Source organism: Corynebacterium sp. KPL1995, assembly GCF_000477935.1.
Classification (GTDB): domain Bacteria; phylum Actinomycetota; class Actinomycetes; order Mycobacteriales; family Mycobacteriaceae; genus Corynebacterium; species Corynebacterium pseudodiphtheriticum.
The window spans coordinates 1,651,769-1,676,632 of record NZ_KI515715.1 but is presented as its reverse complement, the minus strand read 5'-3'; the positions used below and the strand labels follow the sequence as shown (position 1 = coordinate 1,676,632).

Genomic DNA, 24,864 nt, shown 5'->3' with positions numbered 1-24,864 from the left:
CTTGCTTAGTCCCACTTATGTAGTGCTTCCGCCTTGAGCGGAGACCTCCACATCGGATTCACAAGGCTAACTAGTACAGGCTATTTTCTTCTACCACTTTCGCAAATAACGAATGCGCTCTTTCAACTGCTGTGCATTGCACAACGCCGTCGGCGGGCCCCCACATGCTTTACGTGCTTCCGTATGTATCGCTCCGTGCGGACGCCCTGATTGTTCAGCTTGGACTGCAACCAGCGTGTTCAGTTCTTGGCGTAATTTGGGAATCTCCACCGCAGCAACATCATTGGTTTCCTTGGAATTTACGCCTTTCACATCGGAATTTATTTTTCGAGGCGCCCCAGATGCTGGTTCGACTAATCCGTTTTTAAGCTTGTGTTGGTATTCGAGTTCGGCTTGCCTCCGAGCTTTCTCCTCGGCTTCCCGAGCATCAAGCTGTTCTTCTTGCCTTTTTCGCAGTAATGCTCTGACCTGCTCTTGGTCAAGCAACCCAGGTAGTCCGAGGAAGTCCGCTTCCTCATCGGATCCGCTAAACGCACCGGTACCGAATGTCGAACCATCGTAGATCAAGGAATCAAGTTCTGCCGATGCACCCACAGATTCAAAAGACGATTCTTCGGTCCGCTCATTTTTTTCTTTGTTCGCTTCAGCGACAGCATCTTCGTCCCAAGCTTCTTCCCTGTGCGGTTTGCCGATCACGTGATCGCGAGAGGTTTCTAGTTTTTCCGCAAGATCTAACAGCGTAGGCACAGAGGGCAAAAACACACTGGCAGTTTCTCCAGGCATGCGGGATCGGACGAATCGCCCAATGGCTTGGGCGAAGAATAATGGCGTTGACGCCGAAGTGGCGTACACTCCTACCGCTAAACGGGGAACATCCACGCCTTCAGATACCATACGCACCGCAACCATCCACTCGTCCGTGGACTCAGAAAAAGCGTTAATGCGCTCAGAAGATCCAGGCTCATCAGACAAAATCACCGATACAGGAGTAGAAGAAATCTTCTCCAGGATCTTAGCGTAAGCACGCGCAGTGGTCGTGTCGGTAGCAATTACCAGCCCACCCGCATCAGGCATATTGGTACGGATTTGTTCCAACCGTGTGTGCGCCGCTTGCAATACAGCCGGAATCCACTCACCTTTCGGATCCAGAGCTGTTCTCCAAGCACGCGCAGTTTCTTCTGCGGTTAATGGAGTTCCTAAACGCGCAGAAATTTCTTCACCCGCACTTGTACGCCAGGTAGCTTCACCTGAATATGCCAAAAAGACGACGGGGCGAACGACACCGTCGGCAAGCGCGTCGCCGTAACCATAAGTGTGGTCAGCCTGGGAAATTTCGTGGCCTTCCCCGTCTTCTTCATAACGTACGAAGGGAATATAAGAATTATCTGAACGAAACGGCGTGCCCGTAAGCGCCAACCGATATTCGGCCTCGTCATATGCTTCACGAACACCATCACCCCAACTTTTTGCGTCACCGGCATGGTGAATTTCGTCAAGAATCACCAAGGTACGTTTCGCCGAGGCCAATGCATGGTGCTTTAATGGGTGCATTCCCACCTGGGCATAGGTGACAACAATGCCGTCGTAAGCCTGGTTAATGACGCCAGCGTTGGTGAAACGATCATCCAGCGAAACTCCCACCCGACCAGCAGCTGCTGCCCACTGCCGTTTCAGATGCTCAGTAGGTACTACAACGATGACGCGATCTACCGACCGATCCTCTAATAATTCAGTCGCGACCCTAATCGCAAAGGTGGTTTTACCTGCACCCGGAGTCGCGACCGCCATGAAATCTCGCGGACGCGACGTCAAAAACTTTTGCAACGCAGCCTGCTGCCACGCACGCAGCCTGGAGTTATTGTTGAATCTGCGCGGTCTCGCCACTAAATACCACCATTGCTAGAAATAGCTTTTGTTGCTTGCCCCAAAATATCGAGTGAATTCTATTTTTTACGCAGGCCAGAGTATATGTCCTGGCATTTCGGGCATACCGGCGAGCCAGGCTTTGCTTGTTTGCGAACCGGAAATTTTTCTCCACACAACGCGACAATCATTTTGCCACTGACCGCTGAATCTACAATCTGATTCTTTTTCACATAGTGGAAGAACTTTGGTGTGTCGTCGTCGGTTCCTGTCTGATCTCGAGTTTCTGGGCGTTCTAGAGTCTGCGTTGATGTAGTCGTCATGGGCATCCATTTTGCCGTATTCATAGGCATTTGGGTAGCCAGGCTCTAGGCTGGGAAGCATGACTACTGGAAGCTCGCGTGGTACTAACGGGCCTCATAGCCCGCGACGCTCACTCCGGCGTCACTTTCGTAACGGTTCTCGCCGGAATAAGCCCGTCCTGATTACCACTGCGCGTATGACCCGCGCGCAAGACCGAAAAAAGCGCGAATGGTGGTACGGATTACTCCAATTCTTAAGAGTTCCGCTAACTCTGGTGTGCGTCGGAATGTATGTGGCTTGGGATTGGGTGCTCATTCCCGTCCTGCTGGCCACGCTTACGTTTCCATTGCCGTGGATAGCTGTAATCATTGCGAACTTAGACGGCGCACCCCAAGACAAACGCCAGCCGCGAGTATATAAACCCGCTATTGTTCGCCAAACCCAGCAGCGTACTAAACAGCAGCTACCTACGTCTGATGCCATGTACGACCCGCCGCGCGAGCTTCCGCCGGGAATCATCGACGCCGAACCTCGCGATTCGCGTGAGTAATAAAGACGATAGGAAACGAATAACCTTCTACAATGATTCATTGATGAGCACTCACCTAGATTCCAGTACCCCTGACCCAGCCGAACGTTTCGGCGAGGCTGCAAGCGATTTAACCGCATACTTCACCGAGGTCGGTTTTGACTCAGCCGGCTTAGCTGCCCACTTGGGGCCAGAATACCTCTCTGCACTACACCGTGGCGATCCCGGGGCCCTGCGTTTTCGCACACAGACAGGAAGCGTCCTAGACAGGCTTATTCAGGCTTTTATACTCCGCGACCCGGTGGAAAAAACCGATTTTGTGCAGCTCCTCGGCACTGAGCTGGCAAATAAAGTCATTGCTGCAAATATTGCGGTTACCCATGGCCCTGCGATTGTGCGCGTAGTCATCGACGTGCGTCCACACATCATTAACGGCATTAGTCGATGGGTGTTTTCTGACCCTGATGCCGCCATGGTGCGTCAAGATGCGGCCGAGGACCATGTACCGGGTGTCGGGGCCGCGTCATTATCGCTAATGCAATTTTGCCCCACGACACCAGTCGGTTCGGTCTTAGATTTAGGAACAGGCTCGGGTGTACAGATTTTAGGGCAGGCACAAGCTGCAGATCAGATCACCGCAACGGATATTTCTACCCGTGCACTCGCCTTGGCAGATGCCACAGTTCGGGGCGCTGGACTTGCGCACAAAGTTACTTTCTCCACTGGGCCCTGGTTTGCACCGGTCGCCGGGCAAAAATTCGACCGAATTGTTGCCAATCCACCATTTGTGGTCGGGTCCACGGACATCACCCACACGTACCGCGATTCAGGTCTGGAATTAGATGGTGCCAGCGAACTAGTCGTTTCGGAAATTTCAGATTATTTAGCCCCGGGTGGCTCTGCTTATTTACTCGGATCATGGGTCCACCAGGGCGATATACCTTGGCAGCATCGGGTAGCCGGTTGGTTGCCGAGTCATGGTGTTGCAGCCTGGATCCTGCAGCGAGATTTCGCAGATCCGGCACATTACGTCAGTACGTGGCTACGTGATGAAGCAATCGATCTGCGTTCCCAAGAAGCCAGCGAACGCAGTGCCGAATGGCTACAACATTTCAATAATGCTGATGTCCATGCCATCGGTTTTGGTTATATCGCGATTCAAGACATCGGCGATCAGCCTTCAGAAATCATCGCTGAAGAAATCCCCCAAGCGTACGACGATCGGCTTGCCGACGAAGTGTCTGAGTATTTTCTACGTGCAGCTTGGCTGCGCGAGCAAACAAAAGACACCATTGCTGAAAGTCAGTTTCAACTGCGGCCACAAGTAGCCCGAGAGATAATCGAGGTTCCTGATACCGACTCCGGGATGGGCTTTCGCCCCTCGGTCTACCGACTCACCCGAATGGATGGCCCACGCTGGTCCCACGAAGTAGATCATCATGTGGCAGCAATCGTAGCCGGTTTACATCCGCAAGGCTTAGCACTAGCAGAAGTCGTCGAGATGTATACCGCCGCGCACGGACTCGAAGGCGAGCTTCTAGACCAAGCAACCCGAGTTATTGCAGACCTGGTCAGGCACGGGGTGGTGATTCCTGCAGAACTTCTCGACGTTTAACAGGCAGATTCAATACCGCAGTAGTTGAACAAGCACAATCCTGGCGGCCGATATAACCTCCCGTGCAGGCCGCTGCCACCCCAGCATCAACAAGGGAGCTATCACGATGAAAGCTGTACTAACCCGTGTATCTTCAGCAAGTGTAACCGTCAACAATCAAGTCGTCGGCCAGATTTCTGCACCAATAACCGGGGGGATTCTTGCCCTTGTTGGAGTGGGGATCGATGACGCCAACCAGGAAAAATCCTGGCAAAAAATGGCCGCGAAGATTGCAGAGTTGCGGATTCTAGACGGGGAAAAGTCGGCGTCGGAAAGCGATGCGCCGATTCTTGTCGTCAGTCAGTTCACTCTCTACGGGCAAACTGCTAAGGGACGGCGCCCGTCCTGGTCAGAAGCTGCCCGCGCCGAGGTTGCGGAACCACTAATAAACAACATTGTCTCAGATCTACGTGAACGAGGATTAGATGTTGCCACCGGGAGCTTCGGTGCGAAAATGGAAGTCTCTTCTGTCAATCAAGGACCGTTTACCGTATTGGTGGAAACCTAGTCACCATAAACCCTATTTTCGCCTTAAATTACCCCCGACAATTACCCCTGCAATGACACCGGGAACAACACATGTCAATGAGTCGTTATTAGCTATGTAAACGGCAACTTGAGGAGGCCATCACTGTGACTACCGCTCCCGTGCAAGAATTCGACGAAGAAGAGCAGGATCGGGGCTCCCGTCGTGGCCACACGAACGACAATCCATCTGCGGATTTAGTTCGGGTTTATTTGAATGGCATCGGTAAAACTGATCTGTTGACCGCTGACGACGAGATTGAACTCGCACAGCAAATCGAGGTTGGCTTGTATGCGCAACATTTGCTTAACGATCCAGAGCAGCATCTAACTCGCGCCAAAAAACGTGATTTGAAGGTCCTTGCGAAACAAGGGAAAAAAGCACGCTCCCACCTCTTGGAGGCTAATCTACGTCTGGTGGTCTCCCTCGCCAAGCGTTATACCGGGCGTGGCATGCCCCTGCTGGACCTTATACAAGAAGGCAACCTCGGGCTGATTCGAGCCATGGAAAAGTTCGACTATGACAAAGGCTTTAAGTTCTCTACGTACGCAACGTGGTGGATACGTCAGGCAATTACACGTGGCATGGCAGATCAGTCACGAACCATCCGCCTTCCAGTTCATCTTGTCGAACAGGTCAACAAACTTTCCCGAATCAAACGGGAAATGTACCAGTCTCTAGGGCGCGAGGCCACCAACGAGGAACTTTCGGAAGAATCCGGCATTCCCGAGGACAAGATAGAGATGCTGCTCCACCAATCGCGTGACCCGGTCTCTCTCGATATGCCTGTCGGCGCCGACGAAGAGGCACCATTGGGAGATTTCATCGAAGATGCTGAAGCGACCGACGCGGAATCTGCAGTCGTGGCTTCGCTTCGACACTCCGATATACGGGATGTCATCGGCACCTTGGAACAACGAGAACAAGATGTCATTCGCTTACGGTACGGTTTAGATGACGGGGTTCCACGCACCCTGGACCAGATCGGTCGGCGATTTGAACTGTCTCGCGAGCGCGTCCGCCAAATCGAGCGAGAAGTGATGGCAAAGCTACGTGACGGCCACCGCGCTGATCGCCTACGCGAATACGCGCAATAGCCAACAGTTATTAACGGTCACGAAGCACCGTGAAGGTCTGGTTAATCCGTACCAGGCCTTCTTTTTGCGATAGAATAGCCAGCAGGCATTAGACGAATTAACAGGAAGGTTTCCCAACGTGAGGGACTTGGTCGATACCACTGAGATGTACCTGCGTACGATCTATGAGCTGGAAGAAGAAGGAATCACTCCACTGCGAGCTCGTATCGCAGAGCGCTTAGAGCAGTCAGGCCCGACGGTCTCACAGACTGTCGCACGCATGGAACGCGACGGCCTGTTGCACGTCCGTCCAGACCGCAGTTTGGATCTGACTGTTCACGGACGTGAATTAGCCACTAAGGTCATGCGCAAACACCGTTTAGCGGAGCTGCTACTTACTGAAGTCCTCGGCGTCGATATCCACGACGTGCACGACGAAGCCTGCCGTTGGGAACACGTAATGAGTGACAACGTTGAGCGTCACGTGGCATCCATCGTGCAGGACTGTTCCCGCTCTCCATTTGGCAACCCGGTTCCGGCTCTAGAAGAGCTCGGCGTCGATGTCGAGTCTCTCCCTAAGGTTGCACGCGCAATTGATCTTCCAGAAGAGCAAGAAATCGACGGAACTGTTGCGCAGATTAATGAAATCTTGCAGTCCGAAAACGACCGGCTACGCGAATTGACCAATGCTGGCATCGTGGTTGGCGCCAAAGTCAATGTTGTTAATTATGGCCATTCCGTAATTTTGACTGCTGGCGATGGGCCGAAAGTTGTTCTTAACGAAACCCTGGGCCACGCGATCCGCATCGCGACTAATTAGTCGCTAGCCATCCCATTTCATAACGTCGAACACAGGAGCCACATAAACATGCACGTGTTGGTCACTGGTGGCGCTGGATACGTCGGAAGCGTTTGCAGTGCTGTTCTCCTCGAATCCGGCCATGACGTGAGCATCATTGATGATTTTTCTACCGGCAACCGCGATGCAGTGCCGGCAGAAGCCCACTTAATCGAAGGTGAGCTCAGCAAGATAATTGATCAGGTCCTTGCAGAGAAATCATTTGACGCCGTCGTGCATTGTGCTGCACGCAGCCTCGTTGGAGAATCCGTGTCTAACCCTGAGTTGTATTGGCACGCAAACGTAGTCACTACACTTCGTTTACTCGACGCTATGCGGGCACACCAGGTTTCCAATCTCGTTTTTTCCTCCACGGCTGCAGCCTACGGCGAACCCGAGTCGGTGCCGATTGAGGAATCCGCGCCTACTAAACCCACCAACCCTTACGGCGCCAGCAAATTAGCGATTGACCATATCATTAGTTCTTACGCTAAAGCTTATGGACTGGCAGCGACATCCTTGCGGTATTTCAATGTCGCTGGAGCCTACGGCAAAATTGGTGAAAATCGCCGTATAGAGACTCACCTTATTCCGCTAATTTTGCAGGTAGCACTCGGTCATCGTGACAAGATCATGGTTTTCGGTGACGATTACCCCACAGCAGATGGCACCGCCGTGCGAGATTACATCCACGTTTACGACTTGGCTCAGGCCCATGTGCTTGCTCTAGAGTCAAATATAGAAAGCTCGCACAGGGTCTACAACCTGGGTTCGGGTAATGGCTATTCAGTGCAGGAAGTGATCTCCCAGGTTCGCGCGACGACTGGCCACCCAATCCCGGCTGATTTGGCCCCACGTCGTGCAGGTGATCCCGCCACCCTCGTTGCTTCTTCTGCCAAGATCACCACCGAACTCGGTTGGAACCCCACGCGCACAAACCTGCCGACTATTGTTGCAGACGCCTGGGAATTCACTCGACAGTTAGGTGCTAACGCTCATTCTCATCCAAGAGCCCGCACTTAACCGCATCGAGAGCCGCATAGTGCATTCCGGAACTTACAGCCGCAAATAATAATTGGCTTAAATTGTGGCTTGGTTGCTCATGTAACGCGACCGTTAATGCCTGGCTTGCAGATAAGACCTGCCCAAGTTCAAGAAAAACCAGTGCGAGTGTTGCCAGGGCATTTGCACGCAACTCCCCGGATAGGCTGCGCACCGCTGCTATCAACAGATTTTTCGCAGCTTCCGGGGCGTCTAGCATCACGCCGATCACTTCATCCCTAAGCACAGTACGCGACATCCAGATCCCGACCGAGTCGATTATTTCTTCCTCGGATAACAACTCCTCTGTCGTTACGTCATTTCTGGCAAGGCCATTCAGCAATGCTGTTGCATCACTACTTGCGTTTGCGTCAACACTCGAGGATCGGTTGACCCGCCGTTGTATCTCACGAGTACGAGCTGTTCGTTGTTCTTCGTCACTGTCGGTGTCATCACCAAGCAAATAAGCAAACGCTTCTTGCCTGGTTAAGCTAGGAAGTTCGTTGCGAAGACTCCATGGGTGCATCGCCGGAGATGCCACAACCGATCCAACTGTGCCAGTCCGCCAGACCGTTGGTGTGATTTCGTCATAAAGCACTTCTACACCAAATAACAAGCGATACCGTGCACCTTCACGGGTTTCATCAACCAACCAACACCCCATGAGCGGAACTTCTCCAGCCGCATCTGCCTGTTGAATAGCTTGAAACCAGGCTTGTTTTTCAATCCACCCTGAATATTCATGGTCATTACCTACGGCACGGTCGCTGACAATAAACCCAACGTGGAATGCGCATTGCGCATTTGCCAGATAACGGGCTATTTCTCCACTAGGAAAATCATCACTCAAATCAACTCGGACTGTCGGCCCAATATAGACGCTACCGTCCGGTTTTGAATAATATCCCTGGACTACAAACGATTCTTCTGGGTAAAAACCTAGCAATCCCGGTAGGTTTGCAATCAATTCGTCCGGCGTCGCAGCTAGGATCCCATTTTCACCACTACTACGGTTCTCGTGCATTGCGCCTTTTCTAGCAGCATTGCCGTGCCGATATCGAGCATGTGATCTTTTCGAATTCCGGTTCCTCATGCCAACCAGTGTCAATGCTTTTACTATGCCTTTCCATGCTATTCGAGCACGAGCAAGCTAATCTGTGGATAACTAAAGTTATCCACACTCGCGCGGGCAACTGGGTTGCCTCCCAGCTATGCACGGAATAAGGTCTCATATTTCGGCGTTACACCATGTAGAAACTGATGCGGAGAAGGACTGAATGTCAGTCGCGCGCAACAGCGCTAGAATGCAACGAGGAGGTGCGCCAATGTACGACGATGCACGTGAAATGTACGAACTGGAATATCCGGCACCCGATATGGGTAACAATTCCAACGACCGCCTGACTTTAGTGGTGGCATTAAACGGTTATGCTGATGCTGGAATGGCTGTGGAGGCGGCTGCCGACCACCTCATTTCGGCGCTAGACCATCGCCCAGTAGCCACATTCGATTCAGATGAACTAGTCGATTACCGTTCTCGGCGCCCGGCGGTAACCATCGCAAACAACGAGCCGGTCGAGATCGAAAACACCGAAATTAGCATCAAGGTTTTGCGAGATAACCAGGGTAAGCCGTTTTTGCTGCTGTCCGGACCAGAACCAGATTTGCGTTGGAATGGATTCACCGAGGCGGTCGCTGACCTCGTCGAAAAACTGGATGTGCAACAGACTATTTGTCTCTACGCCGCCCCCATGACCGTCCCCCACACGAGACCGATGACGATTTCCGGCCACGGCAATTCTCAGGAATTAATCAAGCGCCTAGTTTCGTGGGATCAAAAACTCATGGTGCCAGGCTCCGCTGCTCTCTACCTAGAGCGTGCGTTGCACAAGCGAGGTCGTAATGTCGCTGGTTACACAGCTCATGTTCCACACTATGTAGCCTCCTCGCCTTATCCGCTGGCGACGTACAATTTGCTTAGTTCAGTCGCTAACGCTAGCAATTTGGATTTGCCGCTGGGGAGCTTGGAGCACGACATCCAGCGCACCAGTCAACAGCTAGAAGAACAGATTTATCAAGCCGATGAGGTGCAATCCCTAGTAGCTGGGTTAGAAGAACAATTCGATGAGGGTTTAGAACGTTACCGAGAAAAGAATCCTCAAGCTATCTTGCCAGGTGAGCAAAATATGCCGACTGGTGATGAGATCGGAGCATCGTTCGAACAGTTCTTAAATTCCCTCGACGGTACTGAGCATGGAGAAGCAGACGAAGAAGAGTAGCTTTCATTGATCGACTACGGTGGTGGATGTGAATCTTAACGACGTAGTGCCTGATCTGTCAGAAGTTCCCTCCTCATTGCTTGAGGAATCCATCTGGGAGTCATTTCTTCGCTGGACAAAGGATAAAGGCATATCCCTTTATCCCGCACAAGAAGAAGCTAGTCTCGCTGCTTTAGCCGGGGACAACGTCATTCTGTCGACGCCAACCGGTTCCGGAAAGACTATGGTGGCAACTGCTGCACAATTCTTCTGTCTCGCGGAAGGTAAACGTTCGTTTTACACTGCCCCGATCAAAGCCCTAGTAAGCGAAAAATTCTTTGCGCTTTGTGACGTCTTCGGCCCGGAAAACGTGGGGATGATGACCGGCGATGCCACGGTTAACGGCAATGCTCCTATCATCGCTGCTACTGCGGAAATTGTGGCTAATATTGCTTTGCGTGACGGCAAAGACGCCAGAATCGACCAAGTCGTGATGGACGAATTCCACTTCTATTCGGAACCAGACCGAGGTTGGGCCTGGCAAGTTCCCCTACTCGAGTTGCCCCAAGCGCAATTTGTTCTAATGTCGGCGACTCTCGGCGACGTCAGCTGGCTGCGTGAAGACCTCACTCAACGCACTGGTCGAACAACTACCCTAGTAACGGGTACCACCCGCCCGGTCCCCTTAGCATTCAGCTATGAATACATTGCTGTCGAGGAAATGATCGATACCCTTGTGGACAACCACAAGGCCCCCATTTATGTCGTGCATTTCTCGCAGCGCAAAGCCACTGAACAGGCTCAATCACTAACCGCAACCTCTTTTTTAAATTCCGAAGAAAAACAGCGAATGGTCGAGGAGATTGGTGATTTCCGCTTCAGCACCACTTTCGGCAAGCAACTGTCGAAGATGATTCGCCGTGGTATCGGTTTGCACCATGCAGGAATGCTGCCCAAATACCGGCGACTGGTAGAGAAGCTAGCGCAAACTGGATTGCTGAAGGTCATTTGTGGAACAGATACCCTCGGAGTGGGCATTAATGTCCCGATCCGTACGGTTCTGTTGACTGCCCTCGCAAAATTCGATGGGCGACGAGAACGCATCGTCAAATCCCGTGAATTCCACCAAATTGCCGGCCGTGCGGGTCGTGCTGGCTACGACACGGAAGGCACCGTCGTCGTACTGGCGCCCGAGTTCGAAATTGAGAACGCAAAGATGCGTCGCAAAGCCGGCGATGATCCAAAGCGCTTAAAGAAGCTTAAAAAGAAAGCTCCACGTGATGGCGAAGTCTCTTGGTCAGAAAAGACTTATGAGCGGCTCATCAACTCCGAGCCGGAATCGCTCAGCAGCCAGTTCCAGATGAGCAATTCTATGTTGCTCAATGTGATCGCCCGTCCTGGAGATGTCTATGCGCACATGAAGCATCTGATTCGTTCCAACCACGACACCCGAGCACAACAAAATCAGTCAATTTTGGCCGCGACTTCCCTATTCCGTGGTTTACGAAATGCGGGTATCGTGGACAAGCCCGCCAACGAGACGGGAACGGATTCACAGGGCCGACGCTACCACCTGACTGAAGAATTACAGCGTGATTTCGCGCTAAACCAACCTTTGGCTCCATTTGCTCTGGCGGCGGTTGGTTTATGGGACCCGGACTCTCCCACTTACACATTAGACGTGATTTCCACTTTTGAAGCCATCTTGGATGATCCTCGCCAACTTCTCCAGGCGCAGCAATCGTTCGCACGGGGCGAAGAAATCAATGCACTCAAAGCTGAAGGCGTTGATTACACGGAACGAATGAAAATCGTTGAGGAAATCAACTGGCCAATGCCATGTCGTGAAGAATTAGACGCAGCTTTTGAGACTTATTGCCAGGGACACCCCTGGGCCAGAGAATTTGACATCTCGCCAAAGTCGGTCGTGCGCGATATGTTGGAAAACTCCATGACCTTTTCGGATTTGATCGCAACCTATGGACTGGCCAGGTCCGAAGGGGTCGTACTGAGGTATCTTACCGATGCTTGGCGCACGTTGAACCATTCTGTCCCTGCCGAGGCCAAGACTGATGAGCTTTCGGATATCATCGTTTGGCTCGGAGAGCTGATTCAACAAGTGGATTCTTCGCTTGTCGACGAGTGGGCAACCATGACCGACGAAGATGCACCGGTCTCGCAAGAACGAGTCGACCGCGAGCTGGCATTCGGTGTAGAGGATCCTAGCGCACTAAGCGCGAACCCACGCGCTTTGAAGATCATGGTACGCAACTATATGTTCCGTCTAGTGCAACTTTTTGCCCTAGAACGAGAAGAGCGTCTCGAACAGTTGCTTGATTACCTGGAGAATTATCCAGATATCAGCGATGCTTTGGATGATTATTTTGAGCAATACACCGATCTTGATACTGGCCCCGAAGCACGCGGCCCGGAATATTTTCACCTCGATGCCTCTGCACGCTCGCGCCTCTGGCCCGTCCGACAGATCATTAGAGATCCAGAAGGAAATAATGACTTCCAGTTCGTTGCTACCGTCGACTTAGACGCCAGTGACGATGCTGGTGAAGTTAGGCTTAGGGATCTGCGTATCGAGCGCTAACGAATGCTGCAGGAAGAATGCATGCTATTTCGCCACTGTCCACGGCTGGCATTGCCAGCACAGTCATGCCATGGTCATACCGTGGTTCTGCGCAACCTTATTCCTACTGATTTCCGGTGGCCACTAGTCTCTGCTCACCGTTGATAGCCCCACACTAAAATTTTCGATAAAATCATAACTATGCCTAATAAGGAGTTTAGTCCGACACTGTCACAACTACGCACATTTGCGACTGTCGCCGAGAATCGGCATTTTGGTACCGCCGCAACTAAGTTGGGCATCTCCCAACCCTCACTTTCGCAAGCACTAGTTACTTTAGAGCAGGGGCTAGGCGTCCAGCTTATTGAGCGATCTACGCGCAAGGTGATTGTTACTGCAGCAGGCAAACGGTTACTGCCTTACGCTTTGGCTACGCTGCAAGCTGCGGAGCTGTTCGTTACAGAATCGCGTGGATCTGCGGGAACATTGGAAGGCCCGCTAACGTTAGGCATCATACCGACCGTGGCACCGTATATTTTGCCGGATGTCCTGCGGGCAACGGCAGCTGAATACCCGAACCTGACACTACATATCGTCGAAGAGCAAACTGCCCATTTGTTACAGCAGCTGCGCGACGGGCAAATTGATGTTGCAATGCTAGCACTCCCCACCAATGTCCCTGCGTTCGTGGAGCGGCCATTATATACAGAAAATATGGCTTTAGTTATCCACGACCAGCATGAACTTGCTGACCGTTCCGACCTTACACTCGACGCGTTGCATTCAGTTGAGTTGTTATTGCTTGACGACGGCCATTGTCTCCGGGACCAAATTTTGGAACTATGCCGACTTATTGACCGCCAACCACAATCACAAAATTCGTGGGTTACACGCGCTGCCTCACTAACCACAATCATGCAACTAGTAGTCGCGCACTTCGGAGCAACCCTGGTTCCGGAGTCTGCACTTGATGCAGAATGCCGTAAACCGGGATTGTCTGTATCGCATTTTGCTAGCGCGGTACAAGCTGACCGACGTATTGGGTTGGTTTACCGCGCTTCCAGCTCACGTGGCGACGATTTTGCTGCACTCGGCGATGTGCTAGAAAAAGCATTTCACCAAGCGGTCGAGCGTGCCCGCGATCTACAAACTCGCTCTTCCTAAGCTGCAGGTCGGCTATGCGGTGCTAGGTACCGCCTGGCGGAACATGTGAGCCGTCACAAGCGACCATGCGGGAACAACAACAATTAAGACCAAACCAAAGCTAATCAGCAAAGCGACAGTCACTACCAGATTAGCGACGATCGCAAACAACAATAACTTGGCAAAATTAGTCCAGCCGATCCCCCAGCCGGTTTTCATACTTGCTCCAAAACCGAACTGCCCGCTGACTGCTGCCCAGCTCATAAACATGCTCAACACCGACCACGCAACCATCGCGACGGCTCCAATAAGCATCATGGCGATGCCGGAAGCGCTAAAACTGTTGCTTTCTGGTGCTCCATCGCTGAAAGCTCGTCCTAATGGGGAGACTGCGACAAAATAAAGAATTCCGCTCACAATCGAGACGGCTAACATTACGCCAATAGCCCGAAGCAACGGGGTGTCTTTCCACAAATACCCCCACCCGGTATTTGCATCATCTACTTGAAAGATTGCCAACCGATAAAAATATGGGGTGAGAACCAAGGTGATCAGGACGATGCCAAGCGTGATTACATCAGAAACTGTCCCCGAAAACAGCTCTCCCCCGGTTTCTTCAAGCGTTCCCGGATCAGCAATTGACGCTATGACTGCGATCTGCGCAGCCACTGCTGCAATAATCCCGATAAACACAATCAGACCTAAAACAATCCACAACTTCGCATTTCTAAAGGTCGTAGCAAATCCCCAAGAAATGGCTTCAAGAATGTTGATTTTTCCTGGTTCTTGTTGCGCAGACACTTGCCCGTTGTGTTGAGCAGAGCTTTCCCCAGGATTGCTATAAGCACCATACGCTGCTTGCTCAGACCCCTGGTAGCCGAATTCAGGACGGTCTTCCGGGTGGTTGCTTGGTGGGTAAAACGGTTGTTGCTGTGAACCGCCACCATCTGGGTTTTCTTTGCTATTAGAATTGTCGTCTGCATTATGTCCGCGTGGGGGGTTAGTCATAGCACTCCCTAATCTCGCTGCTCATCCAATCGAAACTCATTTCCGGTATCCATGATACCGAGTTTCTCATCGGATTTAGGTTAGCCAGACTCACGACCGCTAAACTAGCACTATCGTTATGAATAACTCCGAACAAGCAAACCAAAGCCATAAAAATGTGGATCACCAGCGTTCTTCACCTTCTATAAACCCTCTTATGAATTCCTCCTTCGCAAACTCAAGACGCCAAAACCAAACTGACACTGTTCCAAGCAAGCACGAGCTCTACCAGCGTCTTGAGCAGTTACGTTACGCAGACCAGCAACGCTTCCGCCGTAGATTATCGAAAGCCAAAACCGCGAAAGCCTTAAACGCTATTTCCGACGATCTCGACAAAGCTGCGGCAATCATTCCGGCTATTGAACAACACATTCCCACCATTGATTTTCCCGGTACTTTGCCGGTGAGCCAGAGCGTCGACGAAATTGCCGAAGCAATCACTGAAAATCAAGTCGTCGTCATTGCTGGTGAGACCGGTTCGGGAAAAACTACGCAAATCCCCAAAATTTGTTTGCAACTCGGACGTGGCCGCTATGGGTTGATTGGACATACTCAGCCACGTCGGCTTGCAGCACGAACCGTTGCTGAGCGCATTAGTGATGAACTGAACCAAAAGATTGGACAATCGGTTGGCTACGCCATTCGCTTCGATGACCGCGTAGGCAAAAATGCGGCAGTCAAGCTGATGACTGACGGCATTCTGCTGGCAGAATTGCAACGAGATCCGTACCTTTATGCTTACGACACCATCATTATCGACGAGGCTCATGAACGCAGTTTAAATATCGATTTTCTACTAGGGTATCTCAAGCGTCTACTGCCTAAACGGCCAGAACTCAAGGTCATTATTACCTCGGCGACAATTGACCCGCAGAGCTTCGCCGAGCATTTCCGCGATCCGAAGACGCACAAGCCCGCGCCTGTGATTGAAGTGTCCGGCCGTACTTACCCGGTTGAGGTTCGCTATCAACCACTCGAGATTGAGGTTGACGGCAAGACTGTAGCCATCGATCCCCTAGATGGTTTGTGTACTGCAGCAGAACAGCTACTAGCCGAAGGAAACGGCGATATTTTGTGCTTTTTCCCTGGTGAACGTGAAATTCGCGATGCCCAAGAAGCACTCGAGAAAAAGCGCTTTCGCGGTGTCGAAATTGTCCCATTGTTTGGTCGTTTGTCGAACCAAGAACAGCACCGAGTGTTCGCACCTCATTCGAAACGGCGGATTGTCTTGGCCACGAACATCGCTGAAACCTCACTGACAGTGCCCGGGATCCATTATGTAATCGATACTGGAACGGCACGTATTTCCCGATATTCGACGCGGACAAAAGTTCAACGTTTACCGATTGAACCTATCTCACAAGCCAGCGCCAACCAGCGCGCTGGCCGTTGCGGACGCATCGCAGATGGTATCGCGATTCGTTTGTACTCTGAAGAGGATTTCTTTTCTCGCCCAGAATTTACTGACCCGGAAATTCTGCGGACCAACCTAGCGAGCGTCATTTTGCAAATGTCCGCGCTCCGGCTCGGAGCAGTTGCGGATTTTCCGTTTGTGCAATCGCCGGAACATAAAGCAGTCCGCGATGGGTTAGTTCTGCTAAGTGAACTGGACGCAATTGATTCGACCGCAAACTCCGATTCTGCACCACAACTAACCAAAATCGGCAAACAACTCGCACGAATTCCGGTTGACCCGCGCTTGGCCCGTATGTTGGTAGAAGCGGAACGCCTAGAATGTCTGCAACCCGTCATCGTTATCGTTGCGGCCATGACGCTGCAAGATGTCCGTGAACGCCCTCTTGAACAGCAGCAACAAGCGGACCAAGCCCATGCACGTTTCCGCTCTCGCTCCAGTGATTTTTTGGGCTTGTTGTCATTGTGGGGTTATATCACTGAACAACGCGCGGAATTGTCCGGCAATCAATTTCGGAAACGCATGAAAGAAGAATTCTTACATTTCATGCGAATCCGGGAGTGGTTCGATTTGGTCCGTCAGCTCCAAGACATCGCCCTGGATATGAAGTGGACGATCTCAAACAACAAGGATAAACAACACGGTGGCATCTCGATCACCGATGGAAAATTCTCCGGCGACTCATCCGCGATACACCGCGCGCTCCTCACAGGCTTGCTGTCGAATATCGGATCGCGCGTGAGTGATTCTGCGGAATTCCAAGGTGCGCGCGGGACCCGTTTTATGATTTTCCCGGGGTCTGGAGTGGCAAAAAAGCCTCCAGAATTGCTGATGGCATCCGAGCTTGTGGAAACCTCGAAACTTTTCGCACGTGGTGTGGCTGCTATTGAGCCCTCCTGGGTGGAAACCGCTGCCCGCTCATTACTCAAACACCAGTACTCAGACCCGAGCTGGTCCTATAAACGCGGAGCTGCGGTGGCAACCCAACGTTCCACACTTTATGGAGTTCCTATCGTCGCTGATCGAACGATTTCTTATCATCGTGTCGATCCAGAAGCCGCCCGGGCAATGTTTATTCAGCATGCACTCATTGCTGGCGAGTGGAAGACTTCACATAAGTTTTTTCATCAAAACCTAGAGAAGCTTTCTACTGCAGGCGAATATGAAGAAAAAGCCCGTAGACGAGGCATCATCGTTGATGAGGATACCCTCTTCGAATTCTACGACCAGCGAATTCCAAATTCTGTGACCCATTCGAAAGCTTTCGATGGCTGGTGGAAAAAAGCACGCAGAAAACAACCGAACTTGCTGGATTTTGATCCCGACAAGCTGCTCACTGACGGGGCGAGTGCTGTCACTGAACAAGATTTCCCAAATCATTGGCGGCACGGTGGATTAGACCTAGAGCTGACGTATTTATTTGAACCAGGCCACCGCCGTGATGGCATAACGGTAAATATCCCGGTGCCCATGTTGGCCAACGTAGATCCAGAACCATTCGAGTGGTTGGTTCCTGGGCTACGCGAAGAGCTAGTGACAGAGCTGATTCGGAGTTTGCCTAAAGCATTACGCCGCAGCTTGGTTCCAGCACCAGATTTCGCCGCACAAGCCATAGATCATTTACTGCCTTACGAAACAGATTTACTGCAGCAGGTTGCGGAAGCTTTCCACCAAATAGGTGCACGTGGCATTAATGCCAGCGATTTTTCACCGGAGAAACTGCCTCCGCATCTACACATGACTTTTGCTGCTATCGATAAGCGCGGGAAAATTATCGATGACGATAAAGATCTCAGTGCTCTGCAACAGCGCCAAGCAGGCAAAATTAGCGCTTCAATTACCAAAAAAATGGAAAACAGGGTCCAGCAATCGCAAAATTCATCGCAAACAGATGCTAGACCCCGTATGCACACTACCCAGCGCACATACGTCTCTGCTTGGACTAAAGAAAACTTGGGCACCATCCCCGAGCAGATCGAGCACGAAGTCGATAATCATTTGGTCACGGCCTATCCCGCGCTCACGATCAACGAACAAGGGCTATCAGTTCAGTACTACCCAACTCGCGCAGCTGCAGATACTGCGATGATGACCGCCACGCTGACATTGTTGTTGCGAAGTTTGAGCGTGAATACCCAGAAAATGGTTAATGGTCTACCGCTGCAACAACGAGTCGCTGTCGAACACTGCCCTCACGGCGGTGCCGACGGGTTGGTCGCTGATGCCCGCATTGCAGCATTGCGCGATTTACTGATAGCAGAAGGAGGGCCAGTACGGAGCCCCGATGAATTCGAGAAACTGAAAGCCGCTATCGGAGGAAAACTCCCACGCGAAGTACGTCAAGCCGTCGTCACATTGGCACCCGGATTGGTGCGGTATTCTGCACTCGCCGACGAGCTAAGCAACTGGGAAGGTCCAGCGATTGATGATATGAGAGGTCAATTGGATTTCTTATTCCCCAAGCAAGCTATCAGCACCCACGGAATACAACAGCTACGTCATCTGCCTCGGTATTTGCGAGCGATAGAAATTCGTTTATCTGACATGACAACTGCCCCAGACAAGGATGGAGAACGCCAAGACATTATCGATGACTGCCACGCTTATTTAGAAAATCGCCTACGCCGACTTCCTTCCGGAGCGGAAAGATCTTCGGCTGTGGCAAAAATTCGGTGGATGATCGAAGAACTACGAGTGAGCTTATTCGCACAGCGCTTGGGAACTGCACATCCTGTTTCTGCGCGACGGATCCACAAAGCTATCGATGCCGTCGGTAAAAATTCTCCAACTAAATCACAAAAGTAACAGCGTTGCACTGCTGTTACGTAGACCGAATGTAATTAGTCTTCGCGTTCACGGCGGCGCATCAACCGGATTTCTGATTCGAAATCCTGTGCGCTGTCGAACGATTTATAGACCGAGGCAAAACGCAAATAAGCCACTTCGTCGAGTTCACGAAGGGGTTCCAAGATAGCCAGACCGATAGCGTTTGCATCAACCTGAGAGCTGCCGTGCCCACGAACAGTTTCTTCAACCTGCTGTGCCAGTCGTTTCAAAGAATCTTCGGTAACAGGCCGCCCTTGGCAGGCGCGGTGGACACCGCGGATGAGCTTGTCGCGCGAAAACGGCTCGGTCAACCCATTTCTCTTTGTCACCAGCAATACTGATTTTTCTACAGTCGTAAAACGCCCTTGACATTCGGTACATTCCCGACGTCGGCGTATGGCAACACCGGCATCGACTAGGCGCGAATCTACGACTCTGGACTGTTCATGGTGACAGAATGGGCAGTACACAGCCTAGTCATCCTCCTTGTAGCGTAAGCCTTCAACAGATTCACTAAGACAACCGAACGGTTAATAGCAATCACTAACGATCTTAGGCATTTAAGCTGCACCAACGAAAACTCCCAGGGCCATAATCAGCCCTAGCACTACTCCCATCAAATACGGTGCTATACCAACCGAAGATCGCGGCTGTGCCGCCCGAGACAGCTGTAGACTACCTTGCTCCAGATCATCCGGAACCAGCGAAATTGGCTGCAAGGTGTAAATCATTTCACGGGGATGCTCATTCGTGCATTGCTGGGGCTCCCACTGCGCAACAGGGGAAACAACATTGTTAGGTCTATGATTAGAAACCACAACCACGCGCGGGGACGTACCCCGGTCTATGCGAATCATGACGACAGTCCACGCTCCTTCTGAACTCATGCGATGAATTGGACTACTAACTTCGGCTAGCTACCGAATACCAGCTCACCACCGACCGACTATTGCCTAGCCGTTCAATCGGCTTACACTGAATCCTATAAAGTGAGTCTCACACCACCCCTACAAAAACTAGTAATTGTGTTCGATTAGTACTTCGATTAGACTCGGATTCACCACACGGAAGCAATTTTCCATCTACATTCAATATCCAAAATGTGAACTACAGCATTAAGGTTGTTCATATTGGACGATCGTTGACGAGAATTTAAGGAGTTATGCATGCCGCGCCCACGCACTTCATCAGCACCGAAACCTACCTTCGAACAACTCTCCGACCGACAACGCCGCATCCTAGAAGTTATCCGTGATGCTGTCATGCTGCGTGGATACCCTCCGAGCATTCGGGAAATTGGTGATACCGCCGGCCTGCAATCCACATCATCTGTGGCATACCAGTTAAAACAGCTGGAAGAAAAAGGCTTTTTACAGCGCGACCCAAACAAACCGCGCGCCATGATCGTGCGCAATATGCCAGAGACGAAAAAACCAGGTAGGCGCACAAATAACGCAGAACGCAACGTTAATAGCGGGTCACAAGCACCAACAGATGCTTCTGGTTATTGCTACGTCCCCGTATTAGGACGTATCGCTGCCGGTACTCCTATTACCGCAGAAGAGAATATCGACTCGTATTACCCCATGCCGAAAGAAATCGTCGGTGGCGGAGATCTCTTCATGTTGCAAGTCGTTGGTGAGTCCATGAAAGACGCTGGGATCTTAGACGGCGACTGGGTGGTTGTACGCTCACAAAAAGTGGCCGAAGTCGGCGAATTCGTTGCCGCGCTATTAGACGGTGACGAAGCCACTGTCAAAGAATTTCACCGCGATTCGTCCGGAATTTGGCTACTACCCCACAACGATGCATTTAGCCCTATTCCCGGTGATGAAGCCGAAATAATGGGCAAGGTTGTTTCTGTGATGCGCAAACTTTAACCCGAGATTGGCCCACTCCGGCTCAGCAGAAAGGACACTATACAAACATGTACGCCGAGGAACGACGCCGTCATATTGCTTCCCTGGCGGCAGTCGATGGTTGGGTCAAAGTTGGGTCTCTTGCCGAGCGCTTCGCAGTAACCTCGGAGACAATTCGTCGGGATCTTGCGGCTCTCGATGCAATTGGAGCCGTTCACCGTGTACGCGGCGGCGCACGTGCAGCGCACAGCTATCAGACCTCAGAGGTGCCATTGGCCGATCGAAATCGTTCGGCCACAGAAGCGAAGCTCGCTATCGCAACGGCAGCCTTAGACTTTGTTCCGAAATCCGGCACAATTTTTATCGGGGCTGGAACCACCAATAATTCACTGGCGGAATTTTTAGGGCAAACGGAACGCGCAGCCGACCTCAATATCGTCATCAACAGTTTGCCGGGCGCCTTGAGCCTTGCTTCCTACGGTCTCGATAATGTCCAACTACTAGGCGGAACCGTGCGCGGTATGACCCAATCCATAGTCGGTCCCACCGCTTTGCGCTATTTAGCTTTACAAAGAGCCAGCGTCGCTTTCATCGGTACAGATGCCCTGACTGTGGAACATGGATTATCCACTGCAGACACCCAAGAAGCGGCTATCAAAACCGCATTTATGACGAACGCTGAAAAGGTCGTAGTGCTTTGCGATTCCAGCAAGCTTGGTCGAGATTACCTCGTTAGTTTCGCAACCATCCGAGATATCGATGTGTTGATCACTGACTCTGCAGCACCAGATTCTCTCGTTACTGCTGTAAAGAAACAGGGTGTGAACGTCATCGTCGTCCAACGTTAACGTAGCCCTGTCGCATGACGACTTAAGTTGCGTTAGGCCTGCCCTCTCCGATTCGCCCATATAGATAACGCATAATCGGATACAGCACCATGATTCCTACTGACCCCCAGGCGATACCTTCTAGCTCGATTGGGCCAACAGACAGCGTTAAATTACCGATCCCAGCAACCAAAGCAATCGCAGCAGCAGTCAGGTTCACCGGGTTGTTGAAGTTGACCTTATTGTCCATCCAAATGCGTACACCCAACATGCCAATCAAGCCGTAGAGTAACAGCGTGGCGCCTCCCAGCACTCCCACCGGGATACTGAAGATCAAAGCCCCAAATTTCGGGATAAATGCTAGCGCAACCGCTCCCAATGCTGCTACCCAATATGCAGCAGTCGAGTAGACCTTGGTCGCAGCCATGACTCCAATATTTTCTGCATAAGTGGTTGTGCCTGAACCACCTGCACCACCGGCCAAAGTAGTAGCTAACCCATCAGCGAGTAAGGCGTCTCCAGCCAGGTGGTCAACATTGCGACCCGTCATCGCAGACACAGCCTTCACGTGGCCCACGTTTTCTGCGATCAGCACCACCAACACCGGCAGCGTGGTTAGCACGACCGAGAGCTGAAATTCTGGTGTATGGAATTCCGGAATTCCGACCCACGGTGCATTTTCAATCGCCTGTGCAGCTTCGGCATCAACTTCCCCGGTGATAACGGCAAAAATCCACCCTGCAACCACTCCAATGAGGATGCTCAATCTGCTGATCATACCGCGTCCAGCCACCGTAGCGAGTACAATCGCGCCCAGAGTAATACCAGCAACCAGTGGTTGAGCTTGGAAATTTTCTGTCGCAGTCGGCGCTAGATTAAGTCCGATCAAAGCCACAATCGCACCAGTCACCGCAGGAGGTAACACAGCATCAATCACTGAACGGCCGGCAATTTTCACTAGCAGCCCCACCAACATAAGCACGATGCCGGTAACAAAAATTCCGCCCAGCTGCGCGCCGATACCGTGCTGCTGTGAGGCAATCAGCGGTGCGATGAAAGCGAACGAGGAGCCAAGATACGACGGCAACCGGTTGCGGGTAATAAGCAAGAACAGCATCGTGCCCAAACCAGAAAACAACAGTGTGGTGTTGACCGGGAAGCCTGTCAGAGTCGGAACCAACAAAGTCGCCCCAAACATCGCAAAGACATGCTGAATGCCAATGCCTATTGTCCGGGGCCACGAGAGCCGTTCCTCAGGCGCAACAACTGCGCCCTTGTTTATCTTCTTACCGTCACCGTGTAGCGTCCAGCCCATCGAAGTAGTCACGGTTAGTCATTATTGTCGGCGACTTAGCTGGTTTGGTAATCGGATTCGAATTCTGCAAGTTCTTTCGCCATCACCGCTGGTAGACGGACATCAATTACCGTGCCTTCTGCATTGTAGCTTTCGCTGTGGACCGTACCGTACTCGTGAACACGAGAAACAAGGTCACCTCGGGTGTATGGAATTTCCAGCAGCATCCGGGTATCCAGCGAATTCAAAAATAGCTCCACTCTGCCAGAAAGCTCAGCAATCCCTTCCCCCGTTTTCGCAGAGACATACACAACGTTGTCTCTTTCCAGCACATGACGCATCTCGGCTAGCACTAGTGGATCTGCAGCATCAATCTTGTTCATCACAATAATTTCCGGAGGAGCCTGCTGGCCGGTTTCTTCGACAATATCGCTGATGACCTTGTTCACAGCTGTAATTTGTTTCAACGGGAATGGATCTGCAGCATCGACCACGTGCAGCATCACATCGGCCGCAAGCACTTCTTCCAACGTCGATTTGAACGCTTCCACAAGTTGCGTCGGTAGGTGGCGCACGAAACCGACGGTGTCGGTGAAAACGACGCTGCGACCGTCGCCAAGCTGAGCTTTCCGGGTCGTCGGATCAAGAGTCGCAAACAATGCATCTTCGACAAGTACGCCGGCATCAGTCATCGCGTTAATCAAAGAGGACTTTCCGGCGTTCGTATAGCCAGCAATCGCGATTTGTGGCACCAAAGAACCTTGCCGACGAGCACGCTTAACCTCCCGGGCGGTTTTCATCCCGGCTAATGACTTACGCAATCGCGCCATTTCTGCGCGAATCCGGCGACGGTCTGTCTCAATCTTAGTTTCACCCGGACCACGCAAGCCCACACCGCCATTAGAACCGGCACGACCACCAGCCTGGCGGGACAGGCTGCCGCCCCAACCTCGGGTGTGTGTGTAAAGGTATTCAAGTTGTGCGAGCGAGACTTGGGCTTTGCCTTCCTTGGACTTCGCATGCTGGGCAAAAATGTCCAAAATCAGCATCGTTCGGTCAATAACCTTGGTATCAAGCTCGCGTTCCAAAGCCGTGAGCTGACCTGGGTTAAGCTCGCCGTCACAGATAACGGTGTCCGCACCATATTCCTGAACCAGTGATTTCAACTGTTGTACCTTACCCGAGCCAATGAATGTCCCAGAGTCAGGCGAATCACGCTTTTGGTACAAAATTTCGAGTACCTCAGCGCCGGCGGTCTCAGCCAAAGCAGCTAGTTCTTCTAGCGTCGCCTCCAATTCGGCGACAGTTCCTTCTGTCCATACACCAACGAGGATTACTTGCTCGAGACGAAGCTTTCGATATTCGACTTCATAGCCATCAGTGGTGTCCTCCGTGCGAATAGTGGTATCCCGAGTGACGCGACGGAATGCGTTTCGTTCCGCCAAATCCATATCCCCGGTAGTCGGCGCACTATCTCTAGAATTATCTCCAGAGACCAGGTCACTACGAATGGCCTCAGATTTCCCAGCCGCAATTTCACTCAAAGCATCTTGCGCGTCAGTGATTGCGAAAGAATCCTGTGCTTCATTATCTTTGAATGCTGCTTCGAGGAGTTCATCATGCGCAGCTTTAGAGGATTTAGAGGAGTTATGCTTGGCGTCAATATTTTTAGAGCCAGCAGAAAAGCTATGTGAAAAATTCTTTGTCATCTTGTTTCCCATTATGCCAGCCACATCGCTATAAATCGAGGTTTCGCAGCTTTTCCGGTATTCGCTACACTGGGGCGCT

The 24,864-nt window shown here is 51.7% G+C and carries 20 protein-coding genes; 12 read left to right on the top strand and 8 right to left on the bottom strand.

Annotated features, from left to right (window positions below; genetic code table 11):
* Nucleotides 1-90 precede the first annotated feature (90 nt).
* Together HMPREF1292_RS07395 and HMPREF1292_RS10870 are read right to left on the bottom strand one after the other, a co-directional pair.
* On the bottom strand, nt 91-1,884 hold the full coding sequence (locus HMPREF1292_RS07395) for a DEAD/DEAH box helicase (RefSeq protein WP_051137385.1): 1,794 nt from the start codon (nt 1,882-1,884) through the stop codon (nt 91-93).
* A gap of 59 nt (nt 1,885-1,943) precedes the next feature.
* Nucleotides 1,944-2,186, bottom strand: a complete 243-nt coding sequence (locus tag HMPREF1292_RS10870; protein ID WP_023019373.1) for a DUF3039 domain-containing protein — start codon at nt 2,184-2,186, stop codon at nt 1,944-1,946.
* A gap of 59 nt (nt 2,187-2,245) precedes the next feature.
* On the opposite strand from HMPREF1292_RS10870, the gene HMPREF1292_RS07390 reads away from it, so the two are divergent.
* The 6 genes from HMPREF1292_RS07390 (at nt 2,246) to galE (ending at nt 7,812) form a co-directional block, all read left to right on the top strand.
* Complete coding sequence (locus HMPREF1292_RS07390) at nt 2,246-2,716, top strand: DUF3099 domain-containing protein (protein WP_023019372.1); 471 nt, start codon at nt 2,246-2,248, stop codon at nt 2,714-2,716.
* 43 nt (nt 2,717-2,759) lie between these two features.
* Nucleotides 2,760-4,310, top strand: coding sequence for a methyltransferase (locus HMPREF1292_RS07385; protein ID WP_023019371.1), 1,551 nt, complete (start codon nt 2,760-2,762; stop codon nt 4,308-4,310).
* A 106-nt stretch (nt 4,311-4,416) separates the two neighbouring features.
* Nucleotides 4,417-4,857, top strand: coding sequence for a D-aminoacyl-tRNA deacylase (dtd, locus tag HMPREF1292_RS07380; RefSeq protein ID WP_023019370.1), 441 nt, complete (start codon nt 4,417-4,419; stop codon nt 4,855-4,857).
* A 125-nt stretch (nt 4,858-4,982) separates the two neighbouring features.
* Complete coding sequence (locus HMPREF1292_RS07375) at nt 4,983-5,972, top strand: sigma-70 family RNA polymerase sigma factor (RefSeq protein WP_018119693.1); 990 nt, start codon at nt 4,983-4,985, stop codon at nt 5,970-5,972.
* A gap of 118 nt (nt 5,973-6,090) precedes the next feature.
* On the top strand, nt 6,091-6,771 hold the full coding sequence (locus HMPREF1292_RS07370; protein ID WP_021352603.1) for a metal-dependent transcriptional regulator: 681 nt from the start codon (nt 6,091-6,093) through the stop codon (nt 6,769-6,771).
* 48 nt (nt 6,772-6,819) lie between these two features.
* A complete protein-coding gene (galE, locus tag HMPREF1292_RS07365; RefSeq protein WP_023019369.1) occupies nt 6,820-7,812 on the top strand; it encodes a UDP-glucose 4-epimerase GalE in 993 nt (330 codons plus the stop codon).
* On the opposite strand, the gene HMPREF1292_RS07360 is transcribed toward galE, so the two are convergent.
* Nucleotides 7,778-8,854: a DUF4192 domain-containing protein gene (locus HMPREF1292_RS07360; protein WP_023019368.1), complete on the bottom strand. Its 1,077-nt coding sequence runs from the start codon at nt 8,852-8,854 to the stop codon at nt 7,778-7,780. The two genes, galE and HMPREF1292_RS07360, sit on opposite strands and share 35 nt — an antisense overlap.
* 301 nt (nt 8,855-9,155) lie before the next feature.
* Here HMPREF1292_RS07360 and HMPREF1292_RS07355 point away from each other — a divergent pair, with 301 nt between their 5' ends.
* The 3 genes from HMPREF1292_RS07355 (at nt 9,156) to HMPREF1292_RS07345 (ending at nt 13,830) form a co-directional block, all read left to right on the top strand.
* On the top strand, nt 9,156-10,109 hold the full coding sequence (locus tag HMPREF1292_RS07355) for a PAC2 family protein (RefSeq protein WP_021352606.1): 954 nt from the start codon (nt 9,156-9,158) through the stop codon (nt 10,107-10,109).
* 28 nt (nt 10,110-10,137) lie between these two features.
* The gene (locus tag HMPREF1292_RS07350; protein ID WP_023019367.1) at nt 10,138-12,687 is read left to right on the top strand and encodes an RNA helicase; all 2,550 of its coding nucleotides are present in this window, start codon (nt 10,138-10,140) and stop codon (nt 12,685-12,687) included.
* Between the two features lie 180 nt (nt 12,688-12,867).
* The gene (locus HMPREF1292_RS07345; RefSeq protein WP_023019366.1) at nt 12,868-13,830 is read left to right on the top strand and encodes a hydrogen peroxide-inducible genes activator; all 963 of its coding nucleotides are present in this window, start codon (nt 12,868-12,870) and stop codon (nt 13,828-13,830) included.
* 12 nt (nt 13,831-13,842) lie between these two features.
* Here the strand turns inward: HMPREF1292_RS07345 and HMPREF1292_RS07340 are convergent, their stop codons facing one another.
* Nucleotides 13,843-14,817: a DUF4013 domain-containing protein gene (locus tag HMPREF1292_RS07340; RefSeq protein ID WP_023019365.1), complete on the bottom strand. Its 975-nt coding sequence runs from the start codon at nt 14,815-14,817 to the stop codon at nt 13,843-13,845.
* A 196-nt stretch (nt 14,818-15,013) separates the two neighbouring features.
* Between HMPREF1292_RS07340 and hrpA the strand changes: the two genes are divergently transcribed.
* Complete coding sequence (gene hrpA / locus HMPREF1292_RS07335; RefSeq protein ID WP_034645203.1) at nt 15,014-19,075, top strand: ATP-dependent RNA helicase HrpA; 4,062 nt, start codon at nt 15,014-15,016, stop codon at nt 19,073-19,075.
* A 35-nt stretch (nt 19,076-19,110) separates the two neighbouring features.
* On the opposite strand, the gene nrdR is transcribed toward hrpA, so the two are convergent.
* Both nrdR and HMPREF1292_RS11130 read right to left on the bottom strand, forming a co-directional pair.
* Entirely contained in the window at nt 19,111-19,566 is a 456-nt protein-coding gene (gene nrdR / locus HMPREF1292_RS07330) for a transcriptional regulator NrdR (protein WP_023019363.1), read from the bottom strand.
* Between the two features lie 90 nt (nt 19,567-19,656).
* Nucleotides 19,657-19,983 carry a hypothetical protein gene (locus tag HMPREF1292_RS11130; RefSeq protein WP_126849813.1) on the bottom strand — a complete coding sequence of 109 codons (327 nt, stop codon included), beginning with the start codon at nt 19,981-19,983 and terminating at the stop codon, nt 19,657-19,659.
* 279 nt (nt 19,984-20,262) lie between these two features.
* On the opposite strand from HMPREF1292_RS11130, the gene lexA reads away from it, so the two are divergent.
* Entirely contained in the window at nt 20,263-20,976 is a 714-nt protein-coding gene (gene lexA, locus HMPREF1292_RS07325) for a transcriptional repressor LexA (protein WP_023019361.1), read from the top strand.
* A 47-nt stretch (nt 20,977-21,023) separates the two neighbouring features.
* Nucleotides 21,024-21,803 carry a DeoR/GlpR family DNA-binding transcription regulator gene (locus HMPREF1292_RS07320; protein WP_021352616.1) on the top strand — a complete coding sequence of 260 codons (780 nt, stop codon included), beginning with the start codon at nt 21,024-21,026 and terminating at the stop codon, nt 21,801-21,803.
* Nucleotides 21,804-21,825: 22 nt separating this feature from the next.
* On the opposite strand, the gene HMPREF1292_RS07315 is transcribed toward HMPREF1292_RS07320, so the two are convergent.
* Together HMPREF1292_RS07315 and hflX are read right to left on the bottom strand one after the other, a co-directional pair.
* Nucleotides 21,826-23,097, bottom strand: coding sequence for a uracil-xanthine permease family protein (locus HMPREF1292_RS07315; RefSeq protein WP_023019360.1), 1,272 nt, complete (start codon nt 23,095-23,097; stop codon nt 21,826-21,828).
* A 35-nt stretch (nt 23,098-23,132) separates the two neighbouring features.
* Nucleotides 23,133-24,785, bottom strand: coding sequence for a GTPase HflX (gene hflX, locus HMPREF1292_RS07310; RefSeq protein ID WP_023019359.1), 1,653 nt, complete (start codon nt 24,783-24,785; stop codon nt 23,133-23,135).
* Nucleotides 24,786-24,864: the final 79 nt, after the last annotated feature.